Annotated in this window: 16 protein-coding genes; 2 read left to right on the top strand and 14 right to left on the bottom strand. The window is 57.3% G+C overall.

What is annotated here, in order from left to right; all coding sequences use genetic code 11:
• Positions 1-38: 38 nt before the first annotated feature.
• The 9 genes from ccmI to ccmA all read right to left on the bottom strand — a co-directional run bounded on the left by ccmI (position 39) and on the right by ccmA (position 7,291).
• Positions 39-1,307 (bottom strand): c-type cytochrome biogenesis protein CcmI, encoded by a 1,269-nt coding sequence (gene ccmI, locus CF137_RS07375; protein ID WP_139718549.1) that lies wholly within the window; start codon positions 1,305-1,307, stop codon positions 39-41.
• Positions 1,304-1,783: a cytochrome c-type biogenesis protein gene (locus CF137_RS07370; RefSeq protein WP_139718548.1), complete on the bottom strand. Its 480-nt coding sequence runs from the start codon at positions 1,781-1,783 to the stop codon at positions 1,304-1,306. The genes ccmI and CF137_RS07370 overlap by 4 nt, the downstream gene beginning before the upstream one ends.
• An 11-nt stretch (positions 1,784-1,794) precedes the next feature.
• Positions 1,795-2,325, bottom strand: a complete 531-nt coding sequence (locus CF137_RS07365; RefSeq protein ID WP_139691345.1) for a DsbE family thiol:disulfide interchange protein — start codon at positions 2,323-2,325, stop codon at positions 1,795-1,797.
• Positions 2,322-4,277 carry a heme lyase CcmF/NrfE family subunit gene (locus CF137_RS07360; protein WP_139691344.1) on the bottom strand — a complete coding sequence of 652 codons (1,956 nt, stop codon included), beginning with the start codon at positions 4,275-4,277 and terminating at the stop codon, positions 2,322-2,324. Before CF137_RS07360 ends, CF137_RS07365 begins: the two co-directional genes overlap by 4 nt.
• An 82-nt stretch (positions 4,278-4,359) precedes the next feature.
• Positions 4,360-4,851, bottom strand: a complete 492-nt coding sequence (gene ccmE, locus CF137_RS07355) for a cytochrome c maturation protein CcmE (protein WP_098968855.1) — start codon at positions 4,849-4,851, stop codon at positions 4,360-4,362.
• Positions 4,848-5,054 (bottom strand): heme exporter protein CcmD, encoded by a 207-nt coding sequence (ccmD, locus tag CF137_RS07350; RefSeq protein ID WP_101317281.1) that lies wholly within the window; start codon positions 5,052-5,054, stop codon positions 4,848-4,850. The genes ccmE and ccmD overlap by 4 nt, the downstream gene beginning before the upstream one ends.
• 2 nt (positions 5,055-5,056) lie before the next feature.
• The gene (locus CF137_RS07345) at positions 5,057-5,797 is read right to left on the bottom strand and encodes a heme ABC transporter permease (RefSeq protein ID WP_139718547.1); all 741 of its coding nucleotides are present in this window, start codon (positions 5,795-5,797) and stop codon (positions 5,057-5,059) included.
• Positions 5,798-5,967: 170 nt separating this feature from the next.
• Complete coding sequence (ccmB, locus tag CF137_RS07340; protein WP_042020690.1) at positions 5,968-6,636, bottom strand: heme exporter protein CcmB; 669 nt, start codon at positions 6,634-6,636, stop codon at positions 5,968-5,970.
• A 4-nt stretch (positions 6,637-6,640) separates the two neighbouring features.
• Positions 6,641-7,291, bottom strand: a complete 651-nt coding sequence (ccmA, locus tag CF137_RS07335; protein WP_042020688.1) for a cytochrome c biogenesis heme-transporting ATPase CcmA — start codon at positions 7,289-7,291, stop codon at positions 6,641-6,643.
• Positions 7,292-7,601: 310 nt separating this feature from the next.
• Here ccmA and CF137_RS07330 point away from each other — a divergent pair, with 310 nt between their 5' ends.
• Positions 7,602-8,279, top strand: coding sequence for a Crp/Fnr family transcriptional regulator (locus CF137_RS07330; protein ID WP_139718546.1), 678 nt, complete (start codon positions 7,602-7,604; stop codon positions 8,277-8,279).
• A 90-nt stretch (positions 8,280-8,369) separates the two neighbouring features.
• On the opposite strand, the gene tsgA is transcribed toward CF137_RS07330, so the two are convergent.
• From tsgA to CF137_RS07305, 5 genes are all read right to left on the bottom strand, one after another.
• On the bottom strand, positions 8,370-9,533 hold the full coding sequence (gene tsgA / locus CF137_RS07325; RefSeq protein WP_139718545.1) for an MFS transporter TsgA: 1,164 nt from the start codon (positions 9,531-9,533) through the stop codon (positions 8,370-8,372).
• A gap of 54 nt (positions 9,534-9,587) precedes the next feature.
• Positions 9,588-10,289 (bottom strand): purine-nucleoside phosphorylase, encoded by a 702-nt coding sequence (deoD, locus tag CF137_RS07320; protein WP_139718544.1) that lies wholly within the window; start codon positions 10,287-10,289, stop codon positions 9,588-9,590.
• A gap of 335 nt (positions 10,290-10,624) precedes the next feature.
• Positions 10,625-11,206 (bottom strand): DUF1349 domain-containing protein, encoded by a 582-nt coding sequence (locus CF137_RS07315; protein ID WP_139718543.1) that lies wholly within the window; start codon positions 11,204-11,206, stop codon positions 10,625-10,627.
• A gap of 228 nt (positions 11,207-11,434) precedes the next feature.
• On the bottom strand, positions 11,435-11,782 hold the full coding sequence (locus tag CF137_RS07310) for a YcgJ family protein (RefSeq protein ID WP_139718542.1): 348 nt from the start codon (positions 11,780-11,782) through the stop codon (positions 11,435-11,437).
• 201 nt (positions 11,783-11,983) lie between these two features.
• The gene (locus CF137_RS07305) at positions 11,984-12,196 is read right to left on the bottom strand and encodes a hypothetical protein (protein WP_139718541.1); all 213 of its coding nucleotides are present in this window, start codon (positions 12,194-12,196) and stop codon (positions 11,984-11,986) included.
• Between the two features lie 299 nt (positions 12,197-12,495).
• Between CF137_RS07305 and CF137_RS07300 the strand changes: the two genes are divergently transcribed.
• Positions 12,496-13,329 (top strand): EcsC family protein, encoded by an 834-nt coding sequence (locus CF137_RS07300; RefSeq protein ID WP_139718540.1) that lies wholly within the window; start codon positions 12,496-12,498, stop codon positions 13,327-13,329.
• The last annotated feature ends 129 nt before the right edge of the window (positions 13,330-13,458 follow it).

The following is a 13,458-nucleotide window of genomic DNA, read 5'->3' as shown; positions in this document are numbered from 1 at the left end:
CCCGGCCCCATCCAGGGGCCGGGTTATCCAAAGGCATATTAGAGGGCGTGATCGATACGGATGTCAATCGGCGCGGTGGGGATATCAGCCGTCTTGACCGGCACGGATACCCCTTCAAAGGCCCCCTCTTTATTCATTACATTACCGCCTCGGGAGAGACGTGCCTTGAACTGCAGCTCCGGGTAGGCGGCCAACTTGCTGCCTTCCATCATGGCATCGCCATCACCCAGCGAGAGGGTGACCGGCAGCGCTGGTCCGGCGATACGCTTCACCGCGATGGGCATGGGCGGACCATTGGGCACCACCGCAAAGACGAACAGATGGGCATCTTCCGGCATCTGAATACCGGCCGCCAAGGTGATGTGGATGGGGAACTCCCCCTCCTTCACCGCAAACTGCTGCCCTGCCACATCGGGCTCACTGGCTGCGCCAGCGTTTGTCACCTCGATGCCGCGCTGCTTGAGCTGCGCACGGGCATACTCCATGGAGCGCTCGACCATCACGTAGCGAGGGGTTCCTTTCTCCATCAGCGGCAGCATGAGTTGCCAGCGGGTCAATGCTGTCTGGAAATCCTCTTTTTGCAGCGCCATAAAGGCATAGACTGACCGAGCTTCGATGTTGTCCGGATCCTGGGCGATAGCGGCCTGCAACAGGGCATCGGCTTGTGCCTCATCCCCCGTCATCATCAACGCCTGGGCGTAGGGTACCGCCACCAGTGACTTTTGTGGGGCAAGGGTGTAGGCCCGCTCCAGCGCTTCACTGGCCATCTCGGGGTCATTGCCATCGAGCGCCATCCGCCCCAGTAGCAACCAGCCGCGATAGTCATTCGGTTCAGCCTTGAGACGGGTACGCAGCGCCAGCGTGAAATCCAGCAGATCCTGCTCGGTCACCTGGGCATCGCGCTCCACCAGAATACGATTACTGAGCTCGCCAAGACGGCTACTGGCATCTTGCCAGCGGCTCACCTCCTGCCAGGAACCCAGTTTGTAGTAGAGCCCAAGGCTCACCACCACCAGCACCACCACACCGGGGATCCAGATCAGACTCCTGCCACTGCGGGCGGTCTGTTCCACATCGGGAATATCATCCAGCAGGCTTCGCTGCAGCTCGACCAGCGAATCGGACTCTTCAGCCAATACACCCTGCTCGCGCTCTTCGCCAATCTCCAGCAGCCGCTGGCGATAGAGCTGTTTGTTGAGCGCCGAACGACTGATGCTCTGCTTGCCTTCACCACGCCACAGCGGCACCACCAAAACCAGACTCACCAGCACCAACAGGGCCGCGATCACTATCCAAAAGGCGGTCATTGTTTCTCTTCCTCTTTGAGCAACTCGGCCAGACGACGCAGCTCCTCTTCACTAAGGCCATTATCCGTTTTCTTGGTCAACACAGGAGCGCGGCGGCTGCGCATCACGACCACGGCGCCGCCGATCAGGATCACCAGCAAGGGGCCCAGCCACAGGATCAGGGTGGAGGCCATCAGGGGCGGGCTATAGAGAATAAAGTTGCCATAGCGGGCCACCATGTAATCCACTATCTGCTCTTTATCCTTGCCCTCGCGCACCATCTGGTAGGTCTTGTCACGCAAGTCCTTGGCCAACCCCGCATTGGAGTCGGCGATATCCTGGTTCTGGCACTTGGGGCAGCGCAGCTCCTTGGTTAACTCACGAAATATCTGTTCCTGATTATCGCTGTCGAAGGTATAGACATCGATGGCGGCCATGGCCGGGGCTTGTATGGCCAATCCCAACACCAGCAGCAGGGATGCAATCACTACTCTCATCCGGTTCACCTTCACTTCATGGCATCAAAGATGGGTTTGAGGGTCGACGCCCAATTCTCGGGGTTGATATCCCCCACGTGGCGATAACGAATGATCCCCTGACTGTCGATAAAGAAGGTCTCCGGCGCGCCGTAGACCCCCAGATCCAGCCCCAGCATGCCGTCCGGATCATAGAGGTTGACCTGATAGGGGTTGCCCAGCTCTGCCAACCATTTGATCGCCTTGTCGCGCTCATCCTTGTAGTTCATGCCGATGATGGGAACACCCTGCCCCGCCAGCTGCTTGAGGTAGGTATGCTCGCCATAACAGGTCGGGCACCAGGTGGCCCAGACATTGAGCAACATAGGGCGGCCGGTCAGGATGGTGCGATCATGCTGCTTGTCCAGATCATAAATGTCCTGCAGGGTGAACATCGGCACCTCCTTGCCCACCATCACGGATTCGAGCTTGGTGGGATCGGAATAGAGTCCTTTAAACAGAAACACCGCCCCCAGCAGGAATACGATAAAGGGGATCAGGAATAACCAGGTCTTCTTGCTCATGCCTTGGCCTCCTCTTCACGACGGCCGAAACGATAACGCTTGTCGAGCATCGACAGCACCCCACCGATCGCCATAAAGACACCGCCAAACCAGATCCAGCGCACGAAGGGCTTGTAGTAAATCCGTACCGCCCAGGCACCGTTATCGAGCTGCTCGCCGAGCGCCGCATAGAGATCACGGGTGATACCGGCATCGATGGCGGCTTCGGTCATTGGCATTCGCGACACTTTATACATCCGCTTCTCTGGCTTGAGCAGGGCGACCTGCTTGCCATTTTTGTGCACTTCCAGCACGCCCTTGAAGCCATCGTAGTTAGGGCCGTTCTTCTCTTTGATCCCGGTGAAGACAAACTCGTAATCCGCAAACTGCACCCGATCACCGGCCTGCATCCGCAGATCCTTCTCGATGCTGTAGTTTTGGGTGCAAGCGATCCCTATGATGCTGACCGCCAGCCCCACATGACCCAAAATCATCGCCCAGTGGCTGTTACCCAGCTTGCGCACACCGACTGCAAAGCTGTGCTTGTGGGTGGCACGGATCCAGGTCTCCTGCACGCTGGTGATGATGATCCAGGCACCCAGACCAATCCCCACCGCAGCCCACGGCTTGAAGGTCTCGGCAAACGTCAGCGGCAGCACCAGCGCAGTGGCCAGACTCAGCGCCAACGCGAAGATCACTTTGCCTTTGAGCTCCCCCAACTGCTGACGACGCCAGCGGAACAGCGGGCCAACCCCCAACAGCAGGGCAAACGGAATGATCAACCAGCTATAGATGTGGTTGAAGAAAGGTGTACCGATGGAGATGCTGCCCAGCCCCAGCTCCTTGTGGACCAGCGGCAACAGAGTGCCGAGCAGCACGGTCAACAGCGCCGCCATCAGCATGACGTTATTGGCCAGTAGCAGCGTCTCGCGGCTCCACAGCTCGTGCTTGCCGTGGCTCTTCACCTGAGAGCCTTTAAAGGCAAACAGCAGCAAGGATGAACCGACCACCGCCAGCAGGAAGCCGAGAATAAACAGACCGCGGGTCGGGTCAGAGGCAAACGCATGCACCGACACCAGCACCCCGGAGCGCACCAGGAAGGTCCCGAGCAGGCTCAATGAGAAGGCAGAGAGCGCCAGCAGCACAGTCCAGGCCTTGAAGCTGGCCCGCTTTTCGCTCACCGCCAGCGAATGGAGCAACGCTGTACCCGCCAGCCAGGGCATAAAGGAGGCATTTTCTACCGGATCCCAGAACCACCAGCCGCCCCAGCCCAGCTCGTAATAAGCCCACCAGGAGCCCAGCACGATGCCGAGAGTCAGAAACACCCAGGCCGCCATGGTCCAGGGGCGAGACCAGCGCGCCCAGGTCGCATCGAGGCGACCGGTCATCAAGGAGGCAATGGCAAAGGCAAAGGCCACCGAGAAACCCACATAGCCCATATAGAGCATGGGCGGATGGAAGATCAGACCCGGATCCTGCAGCAGCGGGTTGAGGTCGCGACCATCCACCGGGAAATAGGGCAAGGTGCGGGTAAAGGGATCAGAGGTAAACAGCACAAAGGCGGTGAAACCAATCGAGATCAGCCCCAATACGCCCAGCACCCGCGCCACCGCATCCAGCGGTAATTGGCGACTGAACATGGCCACCGCCGCAGTCCAGCCCCCCAGCGTCAGCACCCACAGCAGCAAGGAGCCTTCATGAGCACCCCACACCGCCGAAATACGATAAGCCAGTGGCAGCAAGCTGTTGGAGTTAGTGGCCACATACTGCACGGTAAAATCGTTGTCGATAAAGGCCCAGGTCAGGCAGAGAAACGACAGCAACAACAACAAAAACTGGGCATAGGCGAGCGGGCGGGCCGCCGACATCATGCCAAGGCGTCCCCAGCTGGCGCCAAGCAGCGGATAGCTCCCCAGCAGCAGGGCGGTAGCAAAGGAGAGGATCAGCGCAAACTGACCTAATTCCGGGATCATGACGGGATTCCTTTCAATTGAACGGTGACAACAGCCGCATCACGAACGGCAAGCAGAGCAGAAAAGGCAAACACCGCAGGGATCACGGCTTGGCCCCCTTCAACTGCGCCTCGGTATATTCGGGCTTGAAATGCATGCCATTGGTGGCATCGGCCACTTCCGGCGGCATGTAGTTCTCATCATGCTTGGCCAGCACCTCGAACGCCTCCACGGTCGTGGCATCCTTGAGGGTGCCCTGCGCGACAATGCCCTGCCCTTCGCGGAACAGATCCGGCAGGATGCCGTCAAACTCGACGGTCACCAGATGACCACCGTTATCCACCAGCTTGAACGCCACCTTGAGGCTCTGGGGATCCCGCTGCACCGAGCCCGGCACCACCAGTCCGCCAATGCGCAGACGCTGCCCCTCTTCCGGCTTGATCTTGTCCGGTCCCTTGCCTTGCACCAGCTCGCTCGGGGTATAGAAGAGGTCGATATTCTGGCTGAGGGCATAGAGGATCAGCCCAATCACCAGGGCGCAACCTGTGCTGATCGCCAGAATAATAGTGAGGCGTTTTTTGCGTCTCGGGTTCATAGGGTGTTCTCCATCTGCCGGGCCGCCATGCGACGAGCCTCACTGGCCTGTTTGCTACGCAACTCCCCCAGCAGGCTGCGGGTCTTGATACGAGTCGAAATGATGATGCCGATCAGGCAAGCGAACGTGACACCAAACGATAACCAGACATAAAAGGCGTAACCGCCCATCGCCATAAAGTCACTGAAAGAGGCAAAGTGCATGCTTACTTCTCCTGCTCGGCAAGCTGTTTGACCCAGGGGCGGTGCCACTCCCGCATCAGCAGCTCATTGCGAAACCGCATCAGGGTCAGGGCGCCAAGAAACGCGGCAAACGCCAGGATCATGATCAGCAGCGGCCACAGCATCTCGGGGGAAATGGAGGGTTTATCAAACTTGGTGATGCTGGCCCCCTGATGCAGGGTGTTCCACCACTCCACCGAGTAGTGAATGATCGGCAGATTGATCACCCCCACCAGTGCCAGAATGCCAGCAGCACGGCCTGCGACCACCTTGTCACTAAAGGCGTTGTAGAGGGCGATGACCCCCAGATAGAGGAACAACAGAATCAGTTCGGAGGTCAACCGTGCGTCCCACACCCACCAGGTGCCCCACATGGGCTTGCCCCAGGCGGCACCGGTAAAGAGAGCGATAAAGGTGAACACGGCGCCGACCGGCGCAATGGCCGCCACCGTCATATCCGCCATCCGCAGTTGCCACACCAGACCGATAAAGGCAGCCACCGCCATGGTGGAGTAAGCCCCCATGGAGAGAATGGCGGAAGGCACATGGATATAGATGATCCGGAAGGAATCCCCCTGCTGGTAATCCGCAGGCGCAAACGCCAATCCCCAGACGGTCCCTATCACAAACGAGAACAGACTAATCACCGCAAACCAGGGCAACAGAGTACCGGCCAGCTGATAGGCCCGCTCCGGTTTGGCATAAGGGTGCAACCATTTCCACATAGCTCACAAAACCTTTTGTTATTAATCGTTTGGCGAGGCCTACCATACCGACCACGGGGCGGCATCAAATACCCCGAAAGCAATAAGCGGCACTATCCTTGATCCATCGCAACTTTATTTTTCAGAACAATGATCCGTACGGAGCCACCTCTCTCTTGGCCAACCCATCATCAGTTGAGACTGACCCGCAATGCCGCCGACACGGCCAGCGGCGTCAGCGTCAGGGCGCCAACCAACATGGCTGCCAAGATGGCAAGTTGTCCGCCATAGGGCAAGTGCATTCCCGCTGCATCGATGGCAGAGGTAGCAAAAATCAATACCGGAATATAGAGCGGCAGGATCAGCAGGCTCAGCAAGACACCGCCCTTGCGCAATCCAACCGTCAGGGCAACGCCCACCGCCCCCAGCAAACTCAGCACCGGCGTGCCCAGTGCCAGCGTCGCGACCACCGCCAGATAGGTGTTCATATCCAGCGACAGCAAGATCGCCAGCAAGGGTGAGATCAGCAGCAGCGGCAATCCCGTCAGCAGCCAGTGAGCGACCACTTTCGCCAGCGCCAGCAATCCCAGCGGGTGCGGCATCAACATCATCTGCTCCAGCGCGCCATCACTGAAGTCATCGCGAAACAGCCGCTCCAGCGACAACATCGCCGCCAACAGCGCCGCCACCCAGATAATGCCGGGGGCAATGCGAGCCAACAGCTTGGGCTCCGGGCCAATTCCTAACGGAAACAGGGTAATAACGATGAGGAAAAACCACAGCGGATTGAGAATGTCGGAACGCTGGCGCAGAGCCATCAACAGTTCACGGCGGATCAGGTGCATTGCGGCGCGCAACATAGGGTTACTCCTGCAACAAGGGCGTCAAGGAGAAGGGGGTCAGCGACAGGGTTTTCAGCCGTCCCTGCATCAGGGTCAGATCCTGATGGGTAGTGAGGATCACCATGCCGCCCCGATCTGCGTGGGCCAAAAACAGCTGTTCCAGCACCTTGACCCCCTGCTTGTCGATGGCGGTAAAGGGTTCATCCAGGATCCAGAGCGCCGGTTTGGCTGACAACCAGAGCCGCGCCAAGGCCACCCGACGTTGCTGACCAGCGGAAAGCTGTCCGGTTGGATGCTCTTCAAAACCGGCGAGCCCAACCCGTGCCAATATCTGCCACAGGTCGGCATCCGCATCTGCAGGATGATGTAACTGCTGGTAGAAGGTCAGGTTTTCAAAGGGCGTCAGGGCCGCTTTGACACCGGGCTGATGGCCCAGATAGAGCAGATCGGCATGATACTCATCACGACAGTGACGAATATTCTCCCCATTCCAGCACACCTCACCGGCAAACGGCTGTGACAGCCCGGTCAACAACCGCAACAGGCTGGTCTTGCCAACCCCGTTGGGGCCTTCAATTTGCACCAGATCGCCGGGTGAAACCGAGAAAGAGAGATGTTCAAACAGAGTGCGATCTTCGCGCACGCAGCTCAGATTGTGAACTTGAAGCAGCATGGGGATAGTTTCAGAGACAATGAAGCGGCCTGCATCTTAACACAGTATTGAGATACGTCTTTTCAAAGATGCAACAATTGAGCGGACTGGCGATCAGGATCACAAACCAAAATGCCCCCGCCACCAGCCACTTAACGCGACCAGAAACAGGGCCGATCCCGCCATGCAGATCCGCCTTTCTGACTCCTCACCCGCCATCTTGGTGTGGAGTGGTTGGGGGCTGGATGGGGGAAGTTGGATGGGGAGAGCTGGCATATCCGGATGCAAGCGTGTGTAATAGCCGTTTGTTTTCAGCAGGCGCGCGCACTTCATGCAACTCAAACCCCTTCTCAAGGGCCGCTTTCAGCCCCACTGGCAGGCCAGCCACGATCTTATCGTGCAGGTAGTTCAATCCTGCATCACGGAGTGGCGCCTTATCCCCGAGGGGGAGCCTCTTATGCATCAGGGGGAGCTGTTGCGGGATCTGGTGCTGGTGCCGAGCGGCCGCATCGCCATGGGCCACACCGCCATGAACGGCCGCCGCTTTCAGCTCGGCACCCTGGAATGCGACAATCAGTTGTTTGGCGAGATGGAGTTCTTCACCGGCTATCGCTGCCAGCTCGACATCATCGCCGAGGAGCCTCTTGAGGTTGCCCGCATCGACGGCGAGCAGCTGGAGCAAGCGCTGGTTGCCCACCCCAAGGTGGCGCTCTTTTTTGCCACCGCCATTGCCATCGACTATCAGGACACTGTGGATATCTTCACCTGCCGCATGCTCTACCCCATCAGCTACAACATTGCCCTCGACCTCTATCACAGCCACTGCCACGACAACCCGGTGAGCGGCTTTCGCAAGGGGTATCAGGAGGCAGAACGCTTCGGCACTACGGACAGGGTCTACCGGCGAGCAGTAAAGGAGCTGATGGATCAGGGGCTGGTGGCGCGCGGCGAGGAGGGATTACAGATCCGTGATCTGGCGGGGCTCAAAGCGTTTCTGGAGCAGCCATAAACAAAGCAGGCAACGCCCGTCAACAAGTCGCAATAACAGGATAAAAAGAGGGGCGGTCGACACCGCCCCTCTTGCTGTTTACTCTCCCGCTCAGGCCAGACAGGGCTGGGGCCGGGCCATCCGCAGCGAAGCCACCAGCATGGCGAGGATCACGCCATAGATAAGCGGGATGGCGTACATCACTGCCTGTAAGCCAATCACCTGCTCGAACAGGGCGCTGATGGCCGGGCTGAACATAGCCCCCGCACTGCCGCTAATGAGGATATAGGAGACGTTCTTGCTCGATGCCTGGCGCACAAACGATACCCCATAGGCGATAAAGGCGTTGTAGAGCGCCGCGCAGACAAAGCCGTAACCATAGGTGAGGTAAGGCAGCTGACTTAGATTGTCGGTGGTAACGATCAGGGCCGTCATCCCCATCGCCAGGGTGATGATCACCAGCAGGAAGGTGCGGATCGCAATGCGGGTCACGATAGCGGTCGAAACCAACGCGCCGAGCAGGGCCGCCGTCCAGTACTGGGTGATGATGTTGCCCGCCTCCTCGAAGGGGATGCCAAACTTGTTCTTCACGAACATGGGCGCCCAGGTAAGGAAGGTGTAAAGCGCCAGCATGCCGAGAAAGAGTCCCAACCCACCGCTGATGATGCCAAGATTCCACTCGGAGTGCTCGTTACCGGCACTCTCGCCGCCCGCCTCGCAGCTGCGGAAATTGGTCAGCACCGCCACCAGCATGGTCGCCAGCGCCACCACGCCGACCGCCAGATAGCTCCAGCTCCACGCCATGGCGTGGGTCAGGGTGTAAGTGGTGATGAGCGGGAAGACCACCCCGGCCACGTTGAAGGTGGCATCCTGCACCACCAACATGGTGCTCTGCATCCGCTCCTTCCAGACGCTCACCACCAGGGTGCCCGCAATGCAGAGCCCCACCCCGCCACACAGGCCAATCACCGTCATTGCCGCCATCACCACATAGAGCGAGCCGGTCAGATGGAGCGATGCCGCTGCCAGCGCGATCAGGCCATAGCAGAGCAGCGTCATCCGCTTGAGCCCCACCTTCTCGATGAGGAAGAAGGCGGCTATGGTGCCCGCCAGCGCCCCGCCGTTAAGCAGGGAGAAGATGGAAGCCACCTGATTGACATCGGCGCCAAACTTGGCGGCGATGGGTTCGATCAGCATGCCGAACTGAGTCGCAAAACCGGCCATCACAAAGTTGGCCAGGAAGCTGATGGCAGTGAGGGAGAGCTTATTGTTCATATTGGATCTCTCATAAGGTACAGGGTGCGGGCAGGGCTGGCTGAGCGGCGGCGCTTACAGCGCGGTATGCAGCGCCAGCTCGATCATCTGGTTGAAGGAGAGCTGCCGCTCTTCGGCCGTGGTCTCTTCACCGGTCAGGCAATGGTCGGAGACTGTCAAGATGGCGAGCGCCTCGATCCCTTGCTGATGGGCCAGCCCGTAGAGACCGGCCACCTCCATGTCGATCCCGAGCACGCCGAACTTCTCCAGCGCCGGAATGAGGTTTTCGTCCGGATCGTAATAGAGATCACCGGTGAAGATATTGCCCACCTTGACCGGAATGGACTTCTCCTGCGCCATGGTGAACGCCTTATGCAGCAGGGCGAAGTCGGCCGAAGTAGCCATCTGGTAACCGGCGCTGCGCTTGGCATTGGTGGGGGAATCGGTGCCTGCCGCCTGCGCCAGAATGACGTCACGCATCTGCACGTGACGCTGGGTCGCCCCCAGACTGCCGATGCGGATGATGCGCTTGACCCCGAAGTCATTCACCAGCTCGTGGGCGTAGAGCACCATGGAGGGGATCCCCATGCCATGGCCCATCACAGAGATGCGCTGGCCATTGTAGTAGCCGGTGTAGCCCAGCATGTTGCGCACATTGGTCACCTCGCGCGCATCGGTCAGAAACGTCTCGGCGATATAGCGGGCCCGCAGCGGATCCCCCGGCATGATGACGGTCTCGGCGAAATCGCCCGGGTTGGCATTGATATGAGCGGTCATTATTGTTGTGCTCCAGTTTGACTCGTGTGGATGGGCGCATCCTAGCCCCCGCCCGGTCTCCCCTTGCAGGACAAAAGTCCTGTTGCCCCGATCGAGATCCCAGTTCCAGCAACTTGTTGTCTGCTACGTTGCATGCCGCATGCTTTTAGACGTTGCTTGCTACGGCTTGCCCATCACTGTCACCCGCCATTCCTGACATACCGGACAACCAGTATAAAAAAGCGGGAGGGCGACTGCCCTCCCGCTCGATAGCCCCTGCTACTGACGCAACAGGCCGATGACATTGTTGGTTCTGCCGGTTAGCACCCGCACAGCGCCAACAATGGGCCGGGTAGCTAGCTCAGGTCATGCAGCGCCTTGCCAAGGGGAGGCGTGAGGCGCAAGTCAGAGAAGTGCACCGCCAGCCCCTGTCGTTCGGGGGTGCAGCACATCACCCCGATAAAGCAGCCCTCGCTTGGCGGGAACGGGGCGAGGCGCAGCAGCGGCCACACCTTGCCATCGGTGGAGTATTGCAAACGCAGGCAGTCGGCCAGCCGGGTCAGCCGCAGCCAGAAGCGGCGCGGATTGCCGCTGAAAATACCGGTGGCCCAGTCAGAGCGCGGATTAGTCAGCACGCTGCCGATCATCGGCTGGGCATCGTTGTATTCGATCCCCGCTTTCAGCCAGTGCGCATCGTCTTGCAGCAACATCAGCCCCGCCTGATCGTAGAGGGTGGTGAACTCCCCCTCGACGCAGACCTGAAAGGTAAACTCCCCCGCCACCTCACAGCCATAGAGATGCCCACTGTGGCGCTCGAAGCCATACCAGGTGCTGCGCCAAAAATCGGTCTGCTGGTCTGTCACCACCTGCAAACCGTCGCTGGTCTGGTGCCACTCGGCCGGTTCATTGAGCCAGCGCCACTCTTGCTCTTCCATCATCCTGCTCTACTCCCTTTTATCCCGCGTACTCCCGCACAAATGCAGCTCGCCAACCCCTCGTCCGGTAACGACAGGTTATGGCTGCGCCGCTGCGGAACCCATAAAAAGGAGTCAATAGTGTCGCTATTGCAGCCCCGATACAAGCTTCGTGCACCCACCCTGCATCTGGCTTGGCAATCGGGCAACAAAAAGGGGAGCCATGCTCCCCCGTTGCAAACCGTGGCGCCGTTACTTGCTCTTTTTGAACAACATGGCGGTGTATTTGCTCTCTTTGGTACGTGGAAAGTAGCGATCCTTGTAACACTGCTTTTCACTGCTCTCGCAGTGCACACCATTGCTCAAGGTGTAGCTGCCCATATCGACCCCGTCGGTCGAACCGAACATTTTCACCAGTTTGTCTTGCGCTTTGTCGCCCAGATGGACCTGGGTCAACCCCATGGAGATCCCCTGAGTGTCAGCACAAAAACCCGCCTTCTTGTCGCACAACACACCCGACTCGGGGGAGAAAACCACAGGAGCAGCCTGAGCGGCCCCGGTCAGCAGCAGAGCGATTAGCGCTACAGATACATTTGTCATTTAAACGTCTCGATTAACCTTATAAATCAAAGTGTTAATCTATCACCCAAATCCAATAGCAACCAGCTATGCTGCCCCGCCATCCACCCAGTGGAATAACCGACAGAGCCGCCATCTGCAAGTACCCCCCGGCAAAGTGCCAACCAGCACCACTGCCACTCGTTTATGGCGCTGGTACATAGCGCGCGGATGCTCAGATAGCTACGTCACGTTGTGACCGGTGAGGCCAGAAAATGTCATTGCAAGAGCAGCGGTAAAGCCTATTGAACCAGCCGTGAGGTCCATCTTGATGGTCCATGGCACATATTGGATGCAGTTATCCATGGGCGGTAGCCTGGGTTTTCGTGGGATGACGTAGTGATCAAAAAGGTGGGTGTCCCATTTTTCGCCAACCCCAATAAAATCAAGGGCCATGGGAATCCTGCGCCTTGCCACAGCGATTTATTGAGCCAGCGCATAAAACATGAATTTTCCGATAGTTACGTCACTCTTTGACTGGTGAGACAAGACTCGATTGGCTTAACATGGCCATCCGGTGTCTACTCATCTGCGATGGGCCACTGCCCTCGCTGGTTAATGGAGCATATTGGAAGCTGTAATCCACGGGCGGTAGCGTGGGTTTTGGTGGCGTTACGCCTCCCCCAAAAAGGTGGGTGTCCCAAATTTAAAATTTCGGTTCCAAATTTCGGTTAATATAAATAAGGATTATTAAAATGATTTTTGAAGAAAAAGATATGAGAGATTTGGAGAAAGCAGTAAATTTATTGGAGCAAGATACAATCACAGAAAAAATGACTCAGGTTGTTGGAAAACCAATAGATTACTTGATGAGTAAGCTCCCTAAAGGTACTGAAAAACAAATTCACAACCTAGTAGAAAAAGCACTTCACAAGGCTGCAGACGCGGCTCTGGGGAGCTTAGACAATGAGCCAAATCGCGAAGCATCAACTAAAACAAATAAGCTTTTTGCTGCTGTTTCTGGGGCTGTAGGTGGAGCTTTCGGCTTTACTGCACTAGCTATTGAACTACCAATTTCAACGACAATCATGCTTCGTTCAGTTGCTGACATAGCGAGAAGTGAAGGTTTTGATTTAGAAAAAGTAGAGACGAAGCAGGCTTGTCTAGAGGTGTTTGCCTTAGGTGGGCCATCTGAGGGGGATGATGCTGTCGAAGCTGCATACTATGCAACAAGAAGCTTTACCGCTGAGGCTATGCAGATACTGTCCAAAGAACTTGCAGAGATCGCTGCAAGACAAGCATCAGCAAATGCATTTAAAAAATTAACACCAGCACAAACAGGGAAGTGGCTAGCTTCTTTAATAGAAAAAATTGCTGCAAGGTTCGGTGTGGTCATCACAGAAAAGGCGGCAGCACAAGCAGTACCGATTATAGGTGCTGTTGCAGGAGCTACATTAAACGCAATGTTCACCGACTATTACCAAGATATGGCTCGTGGTCATTTTATTATTAAACGGCTTGAAAATAAGTATGGCTTTGAGCTGGTGAAAGCTGAATATACAAGAGTTTCAAGTCTTGCTATGGCCTAACAAATGCATCAAGAGGGGCTGCACGTAGGCTCGATTAGCGAAGCGTAATCGGACGCTCGCGATACAAATATTTCGTGATATTGCCAGTTGCCTTTAGATACCGACTTTCACCCACAGAAATCCCCCATT

This window comes from Aeromonas sobria, from assembly GCF_006243315.1.
Taxonomy (GTDB): Bacteria; Pseudomonadota; Gammaproteobacteria; order Enterobacterales; family Aeromonadaceae; genus Aeromonas; species Aeromonas sobria_A.
This window is presented reverse-complemented; position numbering and strand designations above follow the sequence as displayed.